Origin of the sequence: Nocardia sp. NPDC057440, from assembly GCF_042802915.1 — a bacterium.
Lineage (GTDB): Bacteria > Actinomycetota > Actinomycetes > Mycobacteriales > Mycobacteriaceae > Nocardia.
Genome location: NZ_JBHVDF010000015.1, coordinates 211,505 through 237,654, shown reverse-complemented (window position 1 = coordinate 237,654; position 26,150 = coordinate 211,505). Strand labels below are relative to the sequence as shown.

The 26,150-nt window shown below is 65.5% G+C and carries 2 protein-coding genes and 1 pseudogene; 2 read left to right on the top strand and 1 reads right to left on the bottom strand.

Features of this window, described 5'->3' with window-relative positions:
* Positions 1–24,408 (bottom strand): annotated as a pseudogene (locus ACFU4Z_RS28020) (non-ribosomal peptide synthase/polyketide synthase); the annotation flags it as partial.
* 761 nt (positions 24,409–25,169) lie between these two features.
* On the opposite strand from ACFU4Z_RS28020, the gene ACFU4Z_RS28015 reads away from it, so the two are divergent.
* Together ACFU4Z_RS28015 and ACFU4Z_RS28010 are read left to right on the top strand one after the other, a co-directional pair.
* Positions 25,170–25,301: a hypothetical protein gene (locus ACFU4Z_RS28015; RefSeq protein ID WP_379068425.1), complete on the top strand. Its 132-nt coding sequence runs from the start codon at positions 25,170–25,172 to the stop codon at positions 25,299–25,301.
* Positions 25,302–25,539: 238 nt separating this feature from the next.
* Positions 25,540–25,806, top strand: a complete 267-nt coding sequence (locus ACFU4Z_RS28010; RefSeq protein ID WP_379068422.1) for an MbtH family protein — start codon at positions 25,540–25,542, stop codon at positions 25,804–25,806.
* The last annotated feature ends 344 nt before the right edge of the window (positions 25,807–26,150 follow it).

Here is a 26,150-nt window from a genome sequence, read left to right as displayed (position 1 = left end):
GTGACGTGCGTCGATGACCGTGTTGTGAATGTCGCCTGTGACATATGGTCGCCACGTCTGTGCGACAGCGTCGTGGTCGACGCGGTCTTTTCCTGCGGTGAAGAAAACCAGGTCTCCGTCGAAAACTCCCGGCCGGTAAGCGTGGGCGATGCCGCTCGCGGTCTCGAAGCTCGCCATCACCCGATCGGTCTGTTCGGCGGTGAACATTCCGGTTCCGGTCAGCTGGTCACGAATGACGGTCCACGCTTGCTCGTGGGTGTCTACTTCCACCTCGTCGCCGAGGTCGAACAGCTCCCGCCAGCCGCCGAGCAGGTCGGCCATCAGTTGTCCCGGCGCAGCATCGTCCGCAGTGGTGATCGTCGAGGCGACCAGCGACTCCGATGAGCCACCGGCGCTGTCCATCATGGCCAGCATGCCGACCTGCTCACCATCGCGCTGGAGCAGTATCGCCATGGCATGCGCGATTGCACCGCCCAACGACCATCCGAGCAGGTGATACGGCCCGGTCGGCTGTACTCGGCGAACCTCGGCCACATAGCGTTCGGCCAGTTCGTCCACAGAATCCGCACGTGGTTCGCCCGCCACGACGTGGGGATCCTGCAAGCCATAGATCGGCCGATCCTTGTGCAGATATTCGACCACGCCGCCATAAAACCACGCCAACCCGCCTGCGGGGTGCACACCGAACACCGCAGGCTTGGGGCCGCTCGCACGCAACGGAAGCAACACTTGCAGCCCGGAGACGCCATCCGTGTCGTCGGCCCTACCAGCCAGCGCCTTCGGCGTCGCATCGTCGAACATCCACGGCAATGCGATGATCACACCCCGAGCACGCAGCTCGGTCACCACCATCGTGGCCAGCAGCGAATTGCCGCCCAAATCGAAGAACCCGTCTGATGCCCCGACGCGCTGGACTCCCAGGACCTGCGCGTAAACATCGCTGATCACCTTTTCCGTACGGGTCCGCGGCGCGACGAACTCGTGTGCTGATACGTCGAAATCGGGAGCAGGCAGTGCCTTTCGATCGAGCTTGCCGTTGACCGTCAACGGCAAATCGGGCAATACCATGATCGCCGACGGCACCATGTAGCTCGTCAACACCTGAGCAGCGGTCTCCCGGACCTCGCCCGGATCGATCTGCTGCCCATCGACGCCCACGACATAACCGATCAGCTGATCCACGCCACGATCGTGGCGATGCACTGCCACCGCGGCCCGTGTCACGCGCGGATGCCGGAGCAGCGCCGACTCGACTTCACCCATCTCGATCCGGAAACCGCGCAACTGCACCTGCGCGTCGGCCCGGCCGACGTACACCAACTCCAGCCCGCGCGCGGATTTCCGCCACCGGCCGACATCTCCTGACCGATACAACCGGGCGCCGGCCGGATCGAACGGGTTCGCCACGAATCGGCCCGCCGTCAACGCCGGAGCTCCCAGGTAGCCACGCGAGAGTTGCCCACCGGCCACATAGATCTCCCCGGCGACACCGATCAGCGCCGGGTGCAGCCGGTCATCGAGCACATACACCTGCAACCCCGGTAGCGGCGATCCGATCTGGGCCACGCCCGCATGATCGATCTCGGAGAACGTCACATGCACAGTCGTCTCGGTGATCCCGTACATGTTCACCAATCGCGGCGATCCCGGCTCGTGCGCGGTAAACCAGCCGGTCAACCGCGACGGATCCAATGCCTCACCACCGAAAACGACATATCGCAAGGCGAGATCACCAGCAGGACAACCAGATTCCCGATACTCGCGCTCCGCATCGACGAACCCGTAGAACGCCGACGGGGTCTGGCTCAACATCGTCACGCGCTCCCGCGCCACGACGTCCACGAACGCCTCCGGCGACCTGGAGGTGTCGTGGCCGACAACGACCAGCCTGCCACCGGACAGCAGTGCGCCCCAGATTTCCCACACCGTGAAATCGAAGGCGTACGAATGGAACATCGTCCACACGTCGTCGGGGCCGACGTCGAATCGTTCGGCCGCGTTGGTGAACAATGTGACCACTTCCCGATGGCTGACCGTCACCCCCTTGGGGCGGCCCGTCGAGCCTGAGGTGTAGATCACGTAGGCAACATTGTCCGGCCGCACCCCCGACACCACCGGGCCGGAACTGCCCGCGACAGCGTCCACGCAATCCTCGACGAGCACCACCGGCGCCGCGTACTCCGGTACCGCCGCCACCAGGTCGGGCGACGTCAACACGGCTGCCGGACCTGCGTCCTCGAGGATGAACCGCAATCGCTCCGGCGGATACGCCACATCCAGCGGCAGATACCCCGCGCCCGCTCGGATAACTCCGAGCAGACCGACGATCAGTTCGATCGACCGCGACAACGCCACTGCCACCAGCGATTCCGGTCCCACACCGTGCTCGCTCAGTCGAGCAGCCACCAAGGCGGAACGCCGATCCAGTTCCGCGTAGGTCAGCTGCGACGCACCATCGGTCACCGCAACCGCATCAGGCTGTGCGACGGCCCTGGCGGTGAACAGCTCCGCGAGCGTCACGTCCGCGACCGCGACGCCGTCGTCCCCGGCCGCGTCCAGCAATGCGCGCCGCTGCACCGGATCCACGATGTCGATATCTCCGACAACGGATTCCGGATTCGCGGTCACCTCCTCCAGAATCCGCACGTACGCTTGCGCGAACCGAGTCATCGTCTCCTCGACGAACAGGTCGGTGGCGAAGGTCAGTCGGCCCACCATGCCAGCCGGATGCCCCTGGTCACTGAACCGCTCGACAAGCTTGACGCTCAGGTCCGCCTGCGCCTGATCGAAGCCGTTCTCGAGCGGCTCGACGGTGAGCCCAGGCAACTGCAACGCGGCTTTGCTCAGATTCTGGACGTCCAGCGTCACCTGGTACACCGGAAGATGCGCGGTGGACCGGGGCGGATTCAGCGCCTCCACGATCTGTTCGAAGGGCACATCCGCATGTGCGAACGCGGCCAGGTCCGTCTCGCGCGTCGCGGCCAGCAATTCGGCGAACGGCTGATGCGACAACACCCGCGACCGCAACACGAGCGTATTGACGAACATGCCGATCAGATCGTCGAGTTCGCGCTCCCCACGGCCGGCCACCGGTGTGCCTATCGCGACGTCGTCGACGCCTGCCAGCCTTGACAGCAGGACGGTCAACGCGGCGTGGAGGACCATGAAGACCGTAGCGTTCGCCTCACGCGCAACGACCTCGATCCGCGCCCGTAACTGGGCGGAAATCTCGAAATCGACTGCGCGGCCACGCATCGACGCAACCGGCGGTCGGGGCAGGTCGGTCGGCAACTCGAGCAGCTCGGCCAGCCCGCCGAGTGTGTCCTTCCAGAATCGCAACTGTCCGGACATTACCGAGTCGGGATCGTGCTCATCGCCGAGCACCTCACGCCGCCATAACGAGTAGTCCGCGTACTGGACCGGAAGGACCGGCCACATCGGCTCTGTCCCTTGCCTACTCGCCTGGTATGCCGCTGCCACGTCCCGCGCGAGCGGCATCATCGACTGTCCGTCGGCGCAGATGTGATGCACGGTGATCACCAAAACGTGATCCTGGGCATCGAGGGCGAACAACTCGGCGCGCACCGGAGGCGCCTGTGTCACATCGAAGCTCGCCGAGACCGCGGCGGCCGCCCGCTCCATCACATGCGCTTCGTCGACCCTGACCGGAGTCAGTACGGGCGCGACCTCCTCGACGGCGACAACGACCTGATGAGGCGTTCCGTCGATCATCGGGAACTTGGTGCGAAGCGACTCGTGCCGGTCGATGACCAGTTCGCACGCGTGCCGCAGCGCGTCGATGTCGAGCTCGCCCTTCAGCCGAATCACCAGCGGGATGTTGTACGCGCCGACCGAGGTATCGAACTGATTGAGGAACCACATTCGCTGCTGCGCCGGCGAAAGCGGCACAAGAGCAGGACGAGTTCGCGGTGCCAGCCGCACCCGGATGTTCCGGTCGAAAGTAGCCAGACGCGCGGCGAGCTCGGCGACTGTCGATGCTTCGAACAGGTCCCGGACGCCGATGCGCACTCCCAGTGCCGTGCTCAGCTGGGCCGTCACCCGCGTTGCCGACAGCGAATTGCCACCGAGGTCGAAGAAGCTGTCCGTTGCCCCAATTCTTTCGATGCCCAAGACGTTCCCGAACACCTCCGCGATGTGCCGCTCGGCGTCGGTGCGCGGGGCGATCCACCGACCGTCCGAGAACTCCGGCACGGGAAGCGCCCTGCGGTCGAGTTTGCCGGTGGTGGTGAGGGGCAATTCGGCGAGCGTCATGAACACGTCGGGCACCATGTGCGCAGGCAGTCGCAACCGTGCGGCGGCCCGAACATCGTTCGGATCTACATCCTCGACGCTGACGAAGTAGCCGACGAGTCGGTCGATGCCACGTTCGTCCTTCCGCAGCTCCACAACCGCATGTTCGATCCCGGGATGCCCGGCCAGGACGGATTCGATCTCACCGAGTTCGATGCGTTGACCGCGAATCTTGACCTGGAAATCGCGGCGGCCGAGGTATTCCAGGGTGTGTTCCGGTGTCCAACGGGCCAGGTCGCCGGTGCGGTACATGCGCGAGCCTGCCGCACCGAACGGGTTCGGCACGAACGCCACCGCTGTTGTCACAGGCCGGTTCACGTATCCGCGTGCCAGTTGCACGCCCGCGAGGTACAACTCCCCCGCTACCCCGACCGGCACCGGCCGCAACCACTCATCCAGCACAACGGCCTCGACACCACGGATCGGATGGCCGATCGTCACCACGTCACCGGGGTACAACTCGCTGATGCCGGCCAGGATCGTGGTTTCGGTCGGACCGTATCCGTTCAACAGAAGCCGGCCCGGCGCCCACATCGCGACCGTTTCCGGCGACACCGCCTCACCACCGGCCGCCAGCACCCGCAATGATTCCAGTCCGGCGGGCGACATCGTCGCCAGCACGCTCGGTGTCAGGAACGCGTGCGAAACCCGCTGCGCCCGAATCAGTTCCCCCAGCGCTTCGCCCGCGAACAGATCCGGCGGCGCCACCACCAGCACACCACCGTTGGTGTGTGCCAGCAGCACCTCGAGCACTAACACGTCGAAGCCGGGAGCGGCAGCATGCAGCACTCGTGACCCACTGTCCGCACCGAAACGGTCACGCTGCACTGCTGCGAAATTCGCCAGCCCCTCGTGGGTGACCGCGACCCCCTTCGGTGTCCCCGTCGACCCCGAGGTGTAGATCACGTATGCCGCATCCCGGACGTGCGGGGTTCGCACGCATTCCGCGTCGGTCACGGCGGCTGCCGATCGCGAGGCGATCGACTCAGCGGTGTCCGGATCATCGAGAACCAGCAGGCGCACCGCACGGGGAAGCAGGTCCCGCGATGCCGAGACCGTCACCGCCACCTGCACAGTGGAGTCGGCCATCATGAGCGCGACCCGCTCGGCCGGATTCCGAGTATCGACCGGCACGAACCCCGCACCCGCTTTGGTCACCGCCCACAGCGCGACTATGAACTCCACCGACCGCGGCATGACCAGCGCGACCTGATCACCTGGGCCAACGCCCCACCCGATCAAGTATCGCGCCACCTGGCTCGACCAGGCGTCCAGCTCGCCGTACGAAACCGTGTGCTCGTCCGAAATCAATGCCGCCGCAGCGGGATTCGCGGCTGCACTGGCCGATAGCAACTCTGCCAGCAGGCGCGGCGCCTCCGCGCTGCCACCTGAAGCGGGCACCAGCTCGCGCCGCTCGCACGTGGACAGCAGATCGATTGCGCCAAGAGGCGTGCGCGGATTGCTCGTGACCGTGCGCAGCACTGTTTCGACACGGGCGGCGAGAGCGGCCGCCGTTACCTCGTCGACGCGGGCCTGCTGGTAACGGATTCTGATGTGCAACTCGTCGGTGTGGTGCGCCTGCACGGTGATCGGGTAGTGCGCGGCGTCACTTCCTTCCGCCGAGACCACCCGCATACCATCGATGTCGGCATCACCCAAGCCGCTGCTGTCGACCGGATAAGACTCGAAGACGACCAGGGTGTCGAACAGTTGGGTGCTGCCCGCGGCCGCCATGATCTGCGACAGTTCGAGGTAGTGGTGGTCGAGCATGCGAGTGTTGGCGGCCTGCAACCGATTCAGCGCGTCCTCGATGGTCATGTCCCGGCGCACGTCGGCGGCGACCGGGATCGTATTGATGAACAGACCGATCATCGACTCGACGCCCGGCAGGTCGGCGGGACGTCCGGAGACCGTGCTGCCGAAGGCCACGCGTTCGACGCCGAGCAGGTTGCCCAGCACCACCGCCCAGGCAAACTGCACGATCGTCGCCATCGTCACCGCTCGTGCTCGCGCGAACTCCGCCAACTCAGCCGTCGCGGCACGATCGAGAACGATCGCCAGATCGATCGGGATGTCCGCGGTCTCCGCCGTGTGCGGATCGGCGACCAGCGTGGGTTCGCTGATAGCGAGCAGCGCATTCCGCCACATCTCGACACTGACGGAGCGGTCGCGCCGGTCCAGCCATGCCAGGTAATCGCGGTACGACGCACCCGAAGGCAGCAACTCCGGCTGTGTGTCCACCGCGTACAAGCCGACCAGCTCACGCCACAGCAGCGGCAGCGACCAGCCGTCCAGCAGGAGGTGGTGCGCCGTCAGCACCAGCCGGAAGTCTTGCGGCGCTATGGCAACGATCAGGAACCGCAGCAGCGGTGGATCGGCGGGATCGAAGGTGACCGCCCGCTCGGCTGCGATCAGCTCATCCAGTTCGATTGTGCTGTCGGTCAGATCGATTCTGCGCCAGCACACGGCGGTGTCGGCGGGAACAACCTGTGCAGCAACGCCGTCGGCCGTTCGAGTGAAGGCGGCCCGCAGGTTGGGATACCGCTCGAGCAAGGCGTTCGCAGAACGCTCGAGCCGGTTCTCGTCGACGACGCCGGCAAGGGCGACTACCGATTGCGCTGTGTAGACGTCGAGTTCGCCCGCGGCGAGTTCGGCGTGGAACAGCAGCCCCGCCTGCAGCGGTGCCAGTGACCATACGTCGGTCAGCGGTCCGTACCGGTCGGCGAACGCGTCCAGGTCAGGCTGCGTGACGTCGACGAGGGGAACGTCTGCTCGGGAGAGTCCCCAGTCATTGTTCGCACGGGCCGCCGTGGCGATCCCGGTCACGGCGTCGATCCATTCGTCGACGAGTTCGGCCACGTCATCGTGGTCGAGCAAGCGCGAGGCGTAGCCGACGTGCGCCGACAGCTGAGGTCCGGCCTCGGCGTCCACGATATTCACATCGATCGTGACGACCGCTGCCGCAGGCATGTCCGGATCGAATGCGGCCCGTCTATCGAACTCTTCCTCGGTCGGAATCCACGCGACATCCGACAGGGTCGTGAGATCGACGCCGACGCGGCCGAGGTTATTGAAACTGATCTGCGGCTCGGGCGACGCTGCGAGCCGGTCCGCCGTGTCGGTGTTCAGATAGCGCAGCAGGCCGTAACCGATTCCCTTGTCCGGGATGTCGCGCAGCTGATCTTTCACAGACTTCACCGCCGCGCGCGGGTCCGCGTCATCGATCCCGTTCAGGTCGAGCGCAACCGGATACGCATTGGTGAACCAACCCACGGTGCGTGAGACGTCTGCTCCCTCGGCAATCTGCTCCTCACGCCCATGGCCCTCCAGCAGGACTTTCATGCCCTGGTGAGCGAGGCCGCGCCGCCTGCGCCAGCGTGTCACCGCCACGGCCAGACCGGCCAGCAGCGCATCGTCGACGCCGCCGCGAACGGCTTCGGGCACCGCGTCGAGCAACGCTGAGGTGACCTCCGTCGGGATGGACACCGCCAGATGCCGCACAGTCGACTGGATGTCGACGGCGGGATCCAATGCCGCACGGCCGAGCAGCGGATCGGCAGCCGCACTCATCCGGTGCCACAGCTCGAACTCACCAGCGCGACCCGCGGCAGCGGTGGCCAACGCGTGCGCCCACCGACGCATGGACGTGCCCTGCGCGGGCAACTCCACCGGTTGCCCCTGCGTGATCTGTTGCCAGGCAGCCACGAAGTCGGGAACCAGGATCCGCCACGACACCCCGTCGACAGCCAGGTGATGGATCACGATGAGGGCACGGGCGTCGGCATCGACGCCCGGTTCGGGAAGCAGGCACACAACCTGCAGCATCCGGCCCTCGGCCGGATCGAGACCGTCGGATGCCTCGGCCAATGCCGCTTCCACCAGGGCGGTGAAACCGTCGCTGCCCGGAGCCTCATCCGCACGGAATGTGCGGGTCAGAACCGAACCCGCGGCATCGGCGGCGCTTGTGGGCAGCACGTCCAGCCGTCGTTCGCGCAGCCTCGAGCGCAACATGTCGTGCCGCTCGAGCACCGCTTGCACGGTCGAGGTCACGTCGTCGACTCGCGCGTCACGCGGCAACCGCACCAGCATCGACTGGGCGAACCGATCAGCGACCCCGAGTCGGTCGGCGAACCAGGACACGATCGGCGTCAACGGGATTTCGCCCACACCGCCCCCGGGCAGCTCCTCGAGCGACATCCGTTCGGAATCCGCGGCCACCAGCGCCAACCCGCGAACGGTCCTGCGCTCGAATATATCCCGAGCTGTCACGACGACACCCGCGGATTTCAGTCGGGACGCCAACTGGATCGACATGATGGAATCACCGCCGAGCGCGAAGAACGAAGTCGTCGCGCCGACCGACGTTATCCCGAGTACGTCCGCGAAGACCGCGGCGATGGTGCGTTCCAGGTCGGTCGACGCCGCGACGGCATCATCTCCGGCGGTTTCGAAGACGGGTTCCGGCAGCGCTTTCCGATCCACCTTGCCGGTCGAGGCGAGCGGCATGCGGTCGAGCACCGTTAGCGTCGACGGCACCATGTGCGCGGGCAATACGGCGCCGACATGATCGAGCACGGTGCTCGGTTCGACGACCGTTCCGAGCTCCAGCACGATGTACGCGGCGAGCGTAGGTTGCCCGCCGGGTCCGCTGCGACTCACGGTCACAGCGGAGGCCACCCTGGGATGCGCGAGCAGCGCGGCGTCGATCTCGCCGAGTTCGATGCGCTGGCCACGAATCTTGACCTGGAAGTCGATGCGGCCGATGTATTCCAGCGCGCCCTGCGCGGTCCAGCGGACGATGTCACCGGTGCGATACATCCGCGAACCCGGTTCACCGTATGGATTCGCCACGAACGCGCCCGCCGTCGCAGCAGGCCGATTCAGGTACCCGCGCGACAGCTGAGCACCCGAAAGGTACAGCTCCCCCGCTACGCCGACCGGCACCGGCCGCAACCGCGCGTCCAGGACCACGGCCGACGCACCGCGGATCGGACCGCCGATCGTGATCACGTCGGTCGGCTGCACCGGGTCACTCATCGTGATCACGATCGTCGTCTCCGTCGGACCGTAGATATTGTGCAACCGCCGGCCCGGCGCCCAGGCAGCAATCACATCCGTAGCCAGCATCTCACCGCCGACCGCCAGCATCCGCACCGAATCGAGACCGGCAGGCGACATCGTCGCCAACACACTCGGTGTCAGGAACGCATGGGACACCTGATGCGCCTTGATCAACTCGGCCAGATCCGGGCCACCGAACACCTCCGGTGGCGACACGACCAACGACGCGCAGGCCGCGTGCGCCATCAATGCCTCGAGCAGGACCGCATCGAAGGCGGGCGCCGCCACTTGCAGCACTCGCGACGTGCTGTCCACCCGATAACGATCACGCTGCTCGGCCGCGAAATCCGCCAACCCCTCGTGCGTGACGACAACGCCCTTGGGCGTTCCTGTCGACCCGGACGTATAGACCACATACGCCGCATCCTGAATCCGCAATACGCGTGGGCGATCCGCGTCCGTGATCGCGCGGCCAGGTTGTGAGGCGATCTCGGCGGCCGAACGCGGGTCGTCGAGCACCAGCCATCGGACACCACCCGGCAACGACGTGCGTGCGGCCGTGAGCGTGATCCCGACTTCGACACCGGAATCGTTGACCATGTGCGCGATCCGGTCCATGGGATACCGCAAATCCACCGGCACGAATGTGGCGCCGGTCTTCGCGATCGCCCACATGGCGATGTGATAGTCGACCGACCGCGGCACGGCGAGGGCGATGAACACTCCCGGTCCGACACCCTGGACGAGCAGGTGACCGGCGAGCTGGTTGGCCCGACGGTCGAGCTCCCCGTAGGTGAGGGTCTCGCTGTCCCCGATCAGGGCAATCGCAGATGGGTCTGCTGCCACGGCCGACGCCAGCAGAACGGGAAGCAGGCACGGGGGTGTGGTGTCGCCGCCACGTGCCGGGAGCAGACGTTCTGCCTCCTCAGCACTCAGCAGCCCGATGTCGCCTACCGGCCGGGTCGGATCGAAGGTGACTGCTTCGAGGACACGAATAAACCTCTCGGCAAGCGATTCGGCAGTCGATTCGACGAACAGGTCTGTGGCGTAGATGATCTCGCCGTCGATACCGGCAGGCCGATCGCCCTCGAGGCGTTCGGTCAGCAGCACGGTGAGGTCGGTCTTGGCCTGCGCAATGCCCGGGTCGAGGAGTTCGACATCGATATCGGGCAGCTCGAATCGAGCCGCGCGCGTGTTCTGCAACCCGAACATCACCTGATACAGCGGCGAATACGCTGTCGAGCGAGGACGATCGAGGACGTCGACCAGCCGTTCATAGGGCAGATCCGCGTGTGCGAGCGCCTCCAGGTCGACGCCGCGTACCTCCGCCAACAGGTCCCGGAACGACCGGTCGTCGCGAACCCGTGTGCGCAACACCACGGTGTTGACGAACATGCCGACCAGATCGTCCAGGGCCCGCCTGCCGCGACCGCCGACGGGAGTGCCGACCGAGACGTCCCCGCTGTGCGCGGTGCGAGCCAACAGGATCGCCAACGCCGCGTGCAGCACGACGAACACGGTGACGCCCTCACGGTGTGCCAGCCGCACGATATCGTCGTGCAGCCGCGTCGACATGCCGAACCGAACGTTGCGACCGTCCATCGACATCGTGGCGGGCCGAGGCCGATCGGTCGGCAGGCCGAGCAGTTCCGGGGCATCGCCGAGGACCTCGCTCCAGTATGCGATCTGCCGCGCGATCACCGACGCCGGATCGTCCTCGGAGCCGAGCATCTCCTGCTGCCACATCGCGTAGTCGGCGTACTGGACTTCCAGCGATTCCCACTGCGGCGCTCGACCATCCACCCGTGCCTGGTAGGCGGCGAACACATCGCGCGCGAGCGGCGCCATCGACGAGCCGTCGGCCGCGATGTGATGGATCACAAGCACCATCACATGATCGTCGGCGCCGATGTGATAGAGCCGCGCCCGGACGGGCGCGGATTCCGCGATATCGAAGCCCGTCCCGACGGCCCGCTGGATCCGGTCGGCCAGCTCTGCCTCGTCGACAACCGGCTCCGGATCCAACACTATGTCTGCGGCTATCGCCGCGACATCCTGCACGACCTGACACGGTTCACCATCGAGGGCGGGATACACCGTCCGCAACGGCTCATGCCGGGTCGACACGTCGAGGAACGCCGCTCGCAACGCGTCGACATTCAATGGTCCGGTCAACCGGGCCGCGAAACAGATGTTGTATGCCGCCGAGGCCGTGTCGAACTGGTTGAGGAACCATATGCGTCGTTGAGCCGCCGCCAACGGCACGGTCGCGGGGCGTGGTCGCGGCGCGAGCGGAATCACCCTAGAACGGGTACGCATCGCGATCCGTTCGGCCAATCCGGCAATCGTCGGTTCGTCGAAAATGTCACGGATGCCGACCTCGACACCGAGAGCTGCCTCGGCCCGCGCCGCGATCTGGGCAGCCGAGAGCGAGTTGACACCGATCTCGAAGACGTTCGCCGTCACGCTCACCCGGTCGGCGCTCGTGAGTTCGGCGACAATTCTCGCAAGCGCCACCTCGCGATCGGTTCGAGGCGAGACGAATTCCTCGCCGTCGTCGAACACCGACTGCGGCAACGCGGCTCGGTCGAGCTTGCCGTTCGCGGTGAGCGGCATCGAATCGAGCACCTGGACACCGGCCGGAACCAGGTACGACGGCAGCGAGCGAGTGAGCTGATCGCGAATCGCGCGGCCATCGATCACCGCACCCGGTACAAGCGTCACATATCCGACGACTCGTTCCGCCGTCACGACTGCCACAGCCCGCGCGACTTGCGGAATCGCAAGCAGCGCCGCTTGGATGTCACCCGGTTCCACCCGCTGACCGCGCACCTTCACCTGGAAGTCACTGCGGCCCAAAAACTCCAGCTCCCCGGTTTTCGTCCACCGGACCAGGTCGCCGGTGCGATACAGTCGCTGCCCCGCCGCGCCGAACGGGTGCGCGACGAAGCCGCCGCAACTGAGGTCGGCACGCGCGTGATATCCGCGCGCCAGCTGGACGCCCGACACGTACAGTTCACCGACGACACCGATCGGCACCGGCCGCAACCGCGAGTCCAGAACGTAGACCTCCATGCCGGACACCGGCGCACCGATAGGGACCGTCGCATGGGTTGTCACGCCTGGCAGGCACAGGGCAGCCGTGACGACCTCCGCCTCCGCCGGGCCGTACCAGTTCACCAGATCCGCATTCACGAACACGCGCGCCGCAGCGTCGACAGTGCCCTGCGCCAGCGCCTCACCCGCGACGAATACCCGCCGGATCGACGGCAGCGGTGCAGCGCCCGTGGATTCGAGGAGAACATCGAGCATCGACGGGACGAAGTGGACCGTGGTGACCTGATGACTCGCGATGACGCCTGCCATGTACACCGGGTCGCGGTGCCCGTCGGGTTCAGCCACGACGATGTGCGCACCGGTCTGCAGCGGCCAGAACAACTCCCACACCGCGATGTCGAACGTGATCGGTGTCTTGTACAGCACGGTGTCGGACGCGTCGTGTGGCCACTGCTGCTGTGCCCACGCCAACTGGCTCATGGTCGCGGCATGGGTCAGGGCGACCCCCTTGGGGACGCCGGTGGAGCCGGAGGTGAACAGGACGTATGCCACGTTGTCCGGCCGGAGCGGCGCGCGCCGCTCCGTGTCCGTGATCGGGGCGTCGGACACACCGGCCAGATCCACGCGATCAATGCGCGCGGATTCGAATCCATCCGGCAGTTGGTCGCCGTCCGCGGATGTCGTGAGCACCACCAGCGGCTGCGCCGCATTCAGCACGCTGGCGATCCGCGCGCTGGGATGATCCGGATCGATCGGAAGGAACGCCGCGCCCGCCTTGGCCACCGCGTACAGCGCTGTAACAAGCTCGGCCGACCGGCGGATAGCCACCGCCACAACGGTTTCCGGCCCGGCACCGCGGGCGATCAGCCACCGGGCCAGACGATTGGCGCGGGCGTCGAAATTCCGGTAGGTCCAGACGTCACCCTCTGGAAGGCGGATCGCCGGAGCGTCCGGGGTGCGTGCGACCTGTTCGTCGAAGGCGTCGACAAGGGTCCGGCCCGTCGCGACGGCGCCGCCGGTGTCGTTCCATCGCTCCAGCAGCAGGTGCCGCTCTGTGGCGTCGAGCAGCTCGATCCTGTCGACGGTCGAGCCGGCGTCGGACGCGGCGGCGTCGAGGACGCGCATGAATTGTTCGGCGAAACGCCGTACGGAGTCCTCGTCGAACAGGTCCGTGGCATACGTCAGGCGCAGCGTCATGCCGGTCGGCTCGTTGTGTGTGCCGTGCCCCTCCGTCATCATCAGCAGCATGTCGTAGATCGCGGCACTGTCGCCCGGGTCGATGTTCTCGACGGCGAGACCCGGAAGTTCGACGCGTGCTTGCACCATGTTCTGGTAGGCGAGCATGACCTGGAACAGCGGTGTGTGCGCTGTGGACCGCGCGGGCTCGAGTGTCTCCACCAGCTGCTCGAACGGGACGGTGCTGTGGTCGAATGCCTCGAGGTCGGTGCGCCGCACCTGATCCAGCAGGCTGAAGAATGTCTGATCGGGTGTAATCCGGGTGCGCATCACCAAGGTGTTGACGAACATCCCGACGAGGTTGTCGAGTGTTCGGTGGCCGCGGCCGGCATGTGGCACGCCGATGGTGATGTCGTCGCTGCCGGACAACCTCGACAGCAATACCGCCAAGGCCGTGTGCACAACCATGAACGTCGTCGCCCCGGCCCGCCGCGCCAGCGCCTCCACGCGGCCCTGCAGCTCACCCGGGATCGTCACGTAGATGACCGCGCCGCGTTGTGTCTGCACCAGTGGCCGCGGCCGGTCGGTCGGCAGCTCGATCAGGTGGGGTATGCCCGCAAGTTGGGTTCGCCAGTAGACGATGTCGCGGGCCACGTGTGAACCCGGGTCGTCCGCCGAGCCGAGCACCTCGCGCTGCCAGAGGGCGTAATCGGCGAACTGCACTGTCAGCGGCGCCCAGTCCGGCGGGTTCGCGCTGGACCGCGCACGATAGGCCGTGACGATATCGGTGGCCAGCGGCGCCACCGAATAGCCGTCGCAACTGATGTGGTGCACGGCCAACGCCACGGTCCAGATCGTGTCCGACAGCTGGTACAGCGCTATGCGCAGCGGCACACCCTTCGACACATCGAATCCGATGCCCGAGAATTCGGCCAACTGGTGTGACAGCTCGCGCTCACCGATCGGCTGCGGCGTGAGATCGCACCTCGCGACGACATCGGCCGCGTCAAGCACGAGCTGAGTGGGCGTACCGTCGACTGCCGGATACACGGTGCGCAAGCTCTCGTGCCGCTCGATGACATCACCGACGGCCGCTGCCAGCGCATCGATATCGAGGACACCCTCAAGCCGAATCGCCAGCGGCACAACGTATCCGGCCGAATCGGTATCGAACTGGTTGAGGAACCACATCCGGGCCTGTGCCTGCGACAGCGGAAGGCGATCCGGCCGCGGCTTCCGAGTCGGCGCGGGAAGACTCGGCACTGCACGCAACTGCGAGATACGCTCGGCCAGGTCAGCAACCGTGGGCGCCTCGAATATCACTCGTACGGGTATGGACACATCGACGACGTCGCCGATGCGGCTCAGTGCTCGAGTCGCGATGAGCGAATTCCCACCCAAGTCGAAGAAGTTGTCGTCCGCGCCGATCTCGGGCAGGCCGAAGAGCTCGCCGAAAACCCCGGCGATGGTCTGCTCGACGAGCCCCCGCGGCGCCCGGTACTCGGACTCGTAGGCGCTCGGATCCGGCACGGGCAAAGCTCGGTAGTCGACCTTGCCGTTCGCCGTGAGCGGGATCGAGTCGATCCGGACCACCGGTGACGGCACCATATAGGCGGGCAGTCGTTGCAGCAGAAAGCCCCGAATCTCCTTGGCATCGAGCGCTTCTCCGGCCACCACATAGGCGATCAAGCGTTGCTCACCGCGGTCGGTGTGTACTTGCGCGACGGCCGCGCTCACCTGCTCGTTGGCGAGCAACGCGGCTTCGATGTCGCCGAGTTCGATTCGCAGGCCGCGAACCTTCACCTGGGAGTCGGCACGGCCGACATATCGGATGCCTCCGCCCTTGTCCCAGCGCACCAGGTCGCCGGTGCGATACAGGCGAGAACCGCCCGCACCATCGAAGGGGTCGGCGATGAATGTCGCCGCCGTCGGACCAGGACATTCGTGGTACCCGCGGGCCAGCTGGACACCGCCCAGGTACAACTCACCGGTCACCCCGACGGGAACGGGATGCAGCCGCGAATCCAACACGTGGACAACCACATTCGCTTCAGGGACGCCGATCTGCACCGCGACGCCGTCGACCGCGTCGATCTGGTGGGCGGTCACGCTGACCGCGGCCTCGGTCGGCCCGTACAGGTTGTCGATGCGCGCATCACTGAGATCCCGGAACCTGCGGACAGTTTCAGCCGGGAGCGCCTCTCCGATACACAGCACACGACGGAGGTCCAGGAGCTCGCGAGGGGCGGCCACCTCGATAAATACCGAAAGCAAGGACGGTACGAAATCCACGGTGGTCACCCGATGCTCTGCCATCAGCCGGGCCACGGCCTCGGGGTCACTGTGTGCGTCGGGACCCGCGACAACCAAGGATGCGCCACAGATCAACGCGGAGAACAGCTCCCAGACCGACAGGTCGAAGGTGACCGGCGTCCGCAGCAGCATGACGTCGTCGCCGCCGAGCTGGTAGTGATCCCGCATCCACCGGAGTTGATTCACCACCGCGGCGTGCGGAATCGCCACGCCCTTCGGCACGCCCGTCGAGCCGGAGGTATAGATGACATACGCCAGATCGTCCGGATTCAACGGCCGGCTCCGATCGGCATCCGTCACCGGCGACGGATCTGTGTGCCCGGCGTCGAGCTCCTCGAGCGACCACACCGGCACGCTATCGGGCAGACCCACCTTGTCGACAAGACGGGTGAGGACCGCACTCGGCCGGGCAGCAGTGAGGACGGCACGCACGCGGTCGACCGGATGATCCGGATCCAGAGGCAGGTAGGCCGCGCCTGCCGCATGGATCGCATACAGGGTCGTCAGCAGATCGACGGAGCGCCGCATCGCTACCGCCACCACGTTTTCCGGGCCGACCCCACGCCCGATCAGCACTCGGGCCAGCGAATTCACCCGCGCCGCGAACTCGCGGTAAGTGAGCCGACCGCCGTTCTGGGCGTCGAGCACCGCGGTGTTCTCGGGCGTCGCCGCTGCCTGCACCGCGAACAAGTCCGCGATCGTCGAGCTCGATGCCTGCACCGCCGGCCCCGTCGAACGCCCGGTTAGTTCGTGCGCCTCGTGCTCGGTCAACAGGTCGATGTCACCGACGGCGCAAGTGGGATCGGCAACGGCCGCGCGCAGCAGCAACAGGTAGCGGTCGAACATCGAGGTGATCGTCGCCTCATCGAAAAGGTCTGTCGCGTAACCGAATTCGACAGCCATATCGCCCGGTTCGCCGCCCGGCTCCAGAGCGTCGACGAGATTCAGATGCAGATCGTATTTGGCTACGCTGGGATCGACCAGCTGGGCCGAAACCGTCAGGCCCTCGAACTTCACCGTGGGGATCTCGATGTTCTGGAACGAGAAACCCACCTGCGTCAACGGTGCGTGTGCGGTCGTGCGCGGCGGATTCAGCACCTCGACGAGGCGCTCGAACGGAATGTCGGCGTTCTCGAAGGCTGCCAGATCGGTGGCCCGGACCTGGTCCAGAACGCGGATGAAGGAGGCGTCGGGCTCGATCTGCGACCTCAGGACCAGTGTGTTGACGAACATTCCGATCAGGCCGTCGAGCCCGGGCTCGCCGCGACCGGCGATCGGCGTGCCGACCGCGATGTCACCGGTTCCCGACAGCCGTGCGAGCAGCACCGCGAATGCCGCGTGCGTCACCATGAAGACCGTCGTATTGTGGCGGCGGGCCAGCGCGGCCACGTCACGATGGAGATCGGTAGGCAGTGTCGCCGACACTGTCGCGCCGCGGAAAGACTGCTGCACCGGCCGCGGCCGGTCGGTGGGCAGGTCGAGCACCTCGGGCAGGTCGGCGAGAGCCGCCAGCCAATACCCGGTCTGGGCGACAGTCGGGCTGTGCGGGTCGTTCTCGGTGCCGAGCAACTTTCGTTGCCACACTGCGTAATCCGCGTATTGCACCGGCAACGGCGCCCATTGCGGCGGCTGCTGCCGAGTGCGGGCCTGGTAGGCGGTCATCAGGTCTGCGGCGAACGGTGCGAGCGACGACCCGTCGATGCTGATGTGATGGACGACGAGAACCAGGGTGTGGTCCTCAGGTGCGCTGCGCAGCAAGGTGACCCGGAACGGAACCTCGGATGTGACGTCGAATCCGACCGCCGCTTCGGCGGCGATACGAGCCTCGACGTCGCTCCCCGCGACGGCGACCGGGGCCAGCCTGGGCAAGGCCGCTTCCACCGAGACGATCATTTGGTGCGGTCCGCTATCGCTGTCCGGGTATACGGTCCGGAGTGATTCATGTCGGTCGAGCACATCTGTGATCGCCGCGTGCATGGTGGCCACGTCGAGATGTCCCGACATACGTACGATCAGCGGAACGTTGTACACCGGCGAGCGTGTGTCGAACTGATTGAGGAACCACATGCGGGCTTGTGCGGGCGACAGCGGGATCCGGTCCGGGCGCTCTTGCGGCACAAGCGGTTCTCGTTCTACCGCGTTGGCGGTCCGAAGACTCTTCGCCAACGCCGCGACGGTCGGCGCCTCGAATATTGCGCGCAGCGGAACGTCGACGCCGAATGCGGCGCTCAGTCGCGCTGCCGCCCGGGTAGCCGACAGCGAATTGCCGCCGAGATCGAAGAAGCTGTCGAGGACGCCGACTCGATCGATGCCCAGAACGCCCGCGTAGACGTCTGCGACGACCTGCTCGGCCGCGTCGCGCGGCGCGACGAACTCGGTGGTGTTGATAGCGAACACCGGTTTCGGCAACGCTGCACGATCGACCTTGCCCACCGACGACAGCGGCAGCGTGTCGAGCACCATCACCGCGTCCGGGACCATGTGCGACGGCAGGCGCTCAGCGGCGTATTCCAACAGCTCCGCGTTGTCGATGGCGCCGTTCGTCGGCGTCACGTAGGCGGCCAGTCTCGATCCGCCGTCCGTCGCTACACCCACTATCACCGCGGCCGCCACATCGGGGTGTCCGGCGAGGACGGCTTCGATTTCGCCGAGTTCGACGCGTTGACCGCGGATTTTGACTTGGAAGTCGGTGCGTCCGAGGTATTCGAGTGTGCGATCGGGCGTCCAGCGGGCCAGGTCGCCGACACGGTACATGCGTGAGCCTGCCGGACCGTACGGATTTGCCACGAATGTGGTGGCTGTGGTGGCGGGTTGGTTGAGGTATCCGCGGGCCAGTTGCACACCCGCGACGTACAACTCTCCTTTCCCGCCGACCGGCAGCGGGCGCAGCCAGGCATCCAGCACGAGGGCCTCGACGCCACGGATCGGGCCACCGATTGTGACCGGGGCACCGGTCTGCAGCGGGTCGCTGATCGCGACCATGATCGTGGTCTCGGTCGGTCCGTACCCGTTGAACAACTTTCGGCCCGGCGCCCACACCGCCACGGTTTCCGGTGACACCGCTTCGCCACCGGCTATCAGCACCTGCAACGAATCCAATTCGGCAGGCGACATCGTCGCCAACACACTGGGTGTCAGGAACGCGTGCGACACCTCATGCGTCCGAATCAGTTTCGCCAACTCCACACCGGCGAACACCTCCGGTGGCGATACCACCAGTACCGCGCCATTGGCATGCGCGAGCAACAGCTCCAGCACCACCGCGTCGAAACCCGGAGCGGCTACCTGCAACACCCGTGACCGCGAATCAACCCGGTAACGTTCACACTGCTCAGCCGCGAAGTTCGCCAACCCTTCATGCGTGACCGCCACACCCTTCGGCGTCCCCGTCGACCCCGAGGTGTAGACAACATACGCCGTATCTGCGACACGACAAGTACGCACCCGATCCGCATCCGTCACAACCGCAGCCGATCGCGACATGATCGACACCTCGGTGTCCGGATCATCGAGAACCAACAAGCACACCTCACCAGGAAGCAACCCCCGCGACGCCCCGACCGTGATCGCGACCCGCACATCGGAATCCGCGACCATATGCGCGACCCGCTCGATCGGATTCCGCGGATCGACCGGCACAAACGCGGCGCCCGCCTTCGCCACCGCCCACACCCCCACCGCGAATTCAACCGACCGCGCCATCACCAACGCGACCTGATCACCCGGACCCACACCCCATCCGATCAACTCACGCGCAACACGATTCGACCACTCATCCAATTGCGCGTAGGACACCACCAACTCACCCGACACCACCGCGACCGCAGCCGGATCCCCCATCACGCCGGCAGACAACAACTCCGCCAGCACTCGCGGCACCTCGGCACTACCACCCGAAGCCGGCACCAACTCCATCAGCTCGACCCCCGACAACAACTCCACACCACCCACGCGCATCTGCGGGTCCGACACGAACGCATCGAGGATCCGATTCAATCGCGCGGCAAGCTCCTCGATCGTCCCCCGGTTGAACAGGTCAGTCGCGTAATTGATCCGCAGTGCGACATCGCCGCCCGCGGCCGAGCTTTCGGCGACGGTGACGATGATGTCCACCTTCGCCGGTTCCGGCCCCGAATCCAGGACCTCGACAGTGAGGTCGGGCAGTTCCAAACTCGCACGGTCCATGTTCTCGAAGGCGAGATAGACCTGGCACAGCGGTGCATACGCCATCGACCGTGCGGGATCGAGTTCCTCGACGACGCGTTCGTACGGCACGTCGCTGCAGGCGAAGGCATCGACATCGATGTCTTTGACTCGCGCCAGGAATGCGGTGAACGATTCGTCATCACGCACCTCGGTGCGCAGCGGCACAGTGTTGACGAACATCCCGATGAGCGGTTCGAGCGCGCGCTCACCCCGACCCGCGACCGGCGTCCCGACGGTGATGTCGGAGGAGCCCGACAGCCGGGCGAGCAGCACGGCTAGCGCGGCATGGACGACCATGAATGTCGTCACGTTCGCGGCGCGCGCCAACCGCTGGATTTCGGCGAAGGTCTCGGCCGGGATCACCGTGCTCGCGACGTCGCCGCGCATGGACTGGCGGCCAGGACGTGAACGATCGGCAGGAAGCTCCAGCACCGGCGGCATCCCCGCCAATTGCTCTGTCCAATAACGCAACTGGTGTGCGGCCAGCGAGTTCGGATCGTTCTCGTCGCCGAGCAGTCCATGATGCCAGATGCTGTAGTCGGCGTACTGCACCGTCAAAGGCTGCCAGTCCGGAGTTTTTCCTTCCGACCTCGCACCGTAGGCGGCTGCCACATCGGCCGCGAGCGGTCGGAGAGATGAGCCGTCGCAGCAGATGTGGTGCAGGACAAGGACCAGTACGTGGCATCGGCGGTCGCCGGTCTCGAGCAGCGCGCCCCGGATCGGCGGACATTCGCGCACGTCGGTCCCGATCGACGCGAGCTCACGAATCCGGTTGGCGATCTCGTCGGGGTCGGTCGGCTTCGGGGTCAGATCGAGCTCCGCGACGACCTGCTCGGCCGACAGAATGACCTGTGTCCCTGCACCGTCCACAGCAGGGTAGAAGGTACGCAGCGACTCGTGCCGATCGATCACGTCCGTCAGGGACGCACGCAGTGCCGTGGTGTTGAGACGTCCGGTCAGCTGCACCACGAGCGGAATATTGTACGCCGCGGACGCCGGGTCGGCCTGATTGACCAGCCACATCCTGTTCTGCGCGGGCGACAATGGGATCGGCTCGGTCCGCCGCGCCGTGCTCAGCGCCGGCCGATTGGCGCGGTGCCCGTCTTCAATATGCGCGGCGAGTTCAGCGATGGTCGGTTTACCGAACAGGTCGCGGACCGACACGTCGCATCGGGTTATCTCAGCGATGCGCACGGCGGCGCTGATCGCGGTGAGCGAATTGCCGCCGAGTTCGAAGAAGCTGTCCAGCACGCCTACCCGCTCCGTGTCGAGAACCTCGGCGAAGACGTCCGCGATCAACTCCTCGACAACCGTGCGGGGCGCGACGTACGCTGCGGCCGAATCGAATACCGGCTCGGGCAGCGCACGGTGGTCCACCTTGCCGTTGACCGTCAGCGGCAACGCCGCCAACACGACGATCCCCACCGGGACCATGTATTCCGGCAGCCGCGCACCAACGTGCGCGCGAAGGGAATCGGCCTCACAGATGGCGTCGCCGGCGGGCACGACGTATCCGACGAGCCGGGCCGCCTGCGTGCCAGGAAAATGCACAACGACGACGGCCGCCGAGACAGCGCTATGGCTCAACAGCGCGTTGCGGATCTCGTCCAGCTCGATCCGGAACCCGCGCAACTGCACCTGCTGGTCGGCTCGGCCGCGGTATTCCAACTCGCCCTTGTGATTCCATCGTGCGACGTCGCCGCTGCGATACAGGCGCTCGCCCGACTTCCCGAACGGATCGGCAACGAAGCGTCCCGCGGTCAACGCAGGTCGGTTCAAATAGCCGCGCGCGAGTTGGGCTCCCGCGACGTAGATCTCGCCCCACGCCCCCAGCGGAACCGGACACAACCGCTCGTCCAGGACAAACGTCCGCAAACCCGGCAACGCCGGTCCGATTGCGCTCGGCGCGCCCGGCACGGCGATGTCTGGTGTCAGGCCGAGGTAGGTGACGAAGACCGTGGTTTCGGTGATCCCGTAGCTATTGGCCAGCACTGGCAAGTTCGGGTTGTGTTCATACCAGTCCGCCAACCCCGCCGGATGCAGAGCCTCACCCGAGAGAATGACCAGTCGAAGGGAAAGCTCACCGTGCGGCGCAGCTGCGGTCGCGTATCGCTGTTGCGCGGCCGCGAACTGGAAGAATGCCGACGGCGTCTGGTTGAGAACGGTCACCTTCTCGCGTACCGCAAGTCGCACGACATCGTCCGGCGAACGCGTGGTGAGGCTGTCCACGACGACGACACGGCCGCCGGTGACCAGCGCGCCGAATATTTCCCATACCGAGTAGTCGAACGCGATCGAGTGGAAGAACGTCCAGACATCCTCGGACCGGACTCCGATCTCGGCACACGCGTTCACCAAGTAGGTGGCGACGGCGCGATGGCTTATCGACACGCCCTTCGGTCGACCGGTCGATCCGGACGTGTAGATGACATAGGCGACGTGGTCGGAACACAGCGGGCCCCTCCGATCGGCATCGGTGATCGGAGCCGAGGCATCATCGCGGGCAGCACCGGGAACGTCGTCGAACAGCACGACGCGGCCGGGATCACCCGGAACGTGCTCGCGCATACTCCGGTTCGTCACGACAACGATCGGATCGGCGTCGCTCAGTACGTATTCGAGCCGCTCGGTCGGGTGGGCCACGTCCAACGGCAGATACCCGGCGCCCGACTTCAGCACGGCCAGCAGAACGACGATCAGATCGGCATCCCGTGGCATCGCGATGGCCACCAGTGATTCCGGCCCCGCACCGAGGGCGATAAGCCTGCGAGCGAACCGGTTGGACAGCTCGTCGAGCTCGCCGTAAGTGAGGGCGGCCTCGCTCGACGTGACGGCCACCGCAGACGGCGTCGCGGCAGCCTGTCGCGCCAGCAGATCAACCAGTGTCGCGGAGGGCGATTCGCCGTCGCCGCCCGCGAGTTCACCGACGATTCGCAGCTCCTCGGCGGGGTCGACGAGCGGGATATCGACAATGGGGGTGCCGGGAGGCGAATCGATCAGCCGATCCAGGAACTCGATGAACCGGTGCGCGTGCGATTCGAGTTCATCCTGGCCATACAGGTTCGCGTTGCCGTGCAGTTCGATGAGCAACGGCGCATCGGCCCCGGAACGGTACATGTTGAGCTGCAGGTCGTCGAGCACCCCCGAGGTCAGTGCGCGGTATCGGCCGACGGCTGACCCGAGGCGAATCTCGGAGTCGAAGAACAGGATGTTGACGATCGGACCGAACGAGTTCGCGGCCGAGTCCAGCGCGTTCGAGTCGCGACGCAGATCCTCGAATCGGTAGAGCTGGTGCCGCATCGCCGAGACGAGTTCGGACACCGACGCACCGACCAACTCTTCCACGGTGGTCGTCGCGTCCACGGTGAATCGAATCGGCACCATGTTCGCCAACATCGCGGCGGCATTGCGCAGCCGCATCGTGACACGCCCGCTCACCGGCATCGACAACACCACATCGTCGGTACGTGTCATCCGGCTGAGGAACGCGCCGAATGCGGCGATCACCACCTGCGCGGGCGAGGCTTCCAGGTTATCGGCGAAGCGATCGAGCATGTCGGACAACCGCAACGGAAGCTTCAGGCCGGCTACGCGGTCGTCTGCGCTCCACCGTGCGGTGCGACCGGACAGACTCGCCGGCGTCGGAAGGTCGGCAACCTTGTCGAGCCAGTATGCCTTGTCGTTCTCGAACCGCGAGCTGGCGCGATAAGTGCGCTCCGCCTCGACGATGTCGCGCAACTTGGCCGCCACCACCCGTGTGGGCAGCCTGTTTTCGAGGATGGCGTTGTAGTGCTCGGCGATTCGGGTGACAGCATTGAACGCGCCGTAACCGTCGATCACGAGATGATGAGCGCGCCCGTACCAGAGATACCGGTCTTCGCCGAGTCGGATGAGCCGCGTCGCGGTGAGCCGGTCACGGCTCATGTCGACAGCCTTGGTGTGGTAGTCGCGGCGCATCCATTCCATCGCCGCCGCGAACGGATCGTCCTCATCACTGACATCCAGCACGGGCTCGTCGAAGGTGATGCTGCGGTCGACGAATTGATATGGGCGACCGTCGAACTCGATCACCCGTACCACCAGAGACTCGGTTTCCAGCGAGGCGCTGGTCACCGCCTGAGCGAACACATCCGCGTCTATCGGGCCTTCGATCTCGACGTACTGTGCGATGTTGACAGGCGGACCGCCGGGCATGCTGTCTGCGAACCACATACCGTATTGCGCCCTGGACAGCGGAATCAGACCCAGATCGCCGTCGGCAGTTCCTGCTGACTTCGGATTCATTCTGTAACCCCTCGCTCAGACTCGCCGGCACCGCGGCGCGACGGAACCACGCCGTGCCACCTGTCCGAAATTTCCCCTTGTATTTACTTTTTCCAATTCCGAACCGGCACTACCCCTGCTCCCGAATGCGCCGATCGCATACGGCGTGTAGCTCGACACGCCCTCGCACCCAAAACAAAAACCGAAGCAAAATGGAATTCCACTGCAGCAGCAGTACTTTTCCTGCGGATCGCGCCACCGGTACCCGAACAGCGCAACAGGTGGCGCGAGGGCGACAGGGAGCAGTTCCGCCGCACCGGAACCTCGCATTGAGGGAACTAGCGACGGGTCACGCTGGCGAGCGGACTAGCCACCAACGTGCCGACACGATTCAGCAGCATTCGATCTCCTTGCGTTGTCGATGGATTCCCCATTGTCGGTCGCTTGCCAGTCGATCAGCAGGCGGCACCAGCCCTGCCGGGAACGAGACGCACGGCCGCGAAATCGCACTCACACGGACAGTCTGCCCGTCGGTGTCACCGCCCGCGATATGGCATTACGACCTATTCGAAGCCACGGAGACCGTGGATCGGAACAATCTTTCGTAGTCTCGTTTGCCATTGCGTGCACGGTATGAGGCAAATCGGCGATTCGTCCGATTCGGGTCGAACAGGTTCCGACCCGCACACCTCGGTACTGCCGAGTAGTACTTGATGACTTCTTGTTTCACGGCGGGAGGTAGCATTTCGCTCCCATCCGCACGTCGCGCTGCCTCGAATACCGTGCAGTTCGTAACCGGCACTTGCCAGGAATGGTCGGCCCACAGCATGAAGGAGAACCCGAAAGTGTTGCAGCGTATCGGTAATCTGGTCGGAGAAATCGCCGATGTGCTCGAGACTCTGCTCACCGCGTGATCGCGAATCCCCAATCCCTCGGTTGCGTGCCACCGATACAGATACACCCGGGGATCTCCTGCTCGCTATTTCCTGCTCGTGGTGAACAAGGTCCTGTTTTTCTTCCGAGCCGAGGTAACTGCCCTTTTGTAGGGGTTCACTGCCAGGCCGATGCAACGCTCGGGGGATCCGATCCGGATGAGACGGACTACGAGCGTTGCCTGTTCGTGCACAATGCCAGTTTATCCAGTGAGGTGAAATGAGCACCAATCCCTTCGACGACGAAGACGGCCGGTTCTTGGTTCTGGTCAACGACGAGGAGCAGTATTCCGTCTGGCCAACCTTTGCCGAGATCCCGGACGGGTGGAGAGTCGTGTTCGGCGAAGACAGCCGGGCCGCCTGCATCGAGTACATCGACAAGAACTGGACAGATATGCGGCCGAAGAGTCTGCGCGATGAAATGGCCGCCGACAACGCGGCACGCAAGGCCGCCAGGCCCAGGTCCTTAACCGGCGATAGCAGATAGTGCGCAGCGACGGTTCGGCCTGAGATACGGCTGTGTGACGCCGCCGGCGTCACATGGCCGCCCGCACCCGCCCGCTCACTTCGGCGGCACGCTCTCCAATATCAGGAAGCCTGACATATACCAGCTCGCCGGGTGCAGCGCGCTCGTTTGCGAGGGGCAGTACCCGTACTCACGACGTGAATATGCTGGTCAGGTCGTTGCTTCCTGGTGGCGGGGGGAATATAGCCTAGTGCGTTGCGCCTGAACTTCGTTGAAGATATCGAGCCAGTGATTCGAGGATTTCCCCGGTGGTTTTGCGCCAGACGAACGGTTTCGGGTCGACGTTCCATTGCTCGATCCATGCC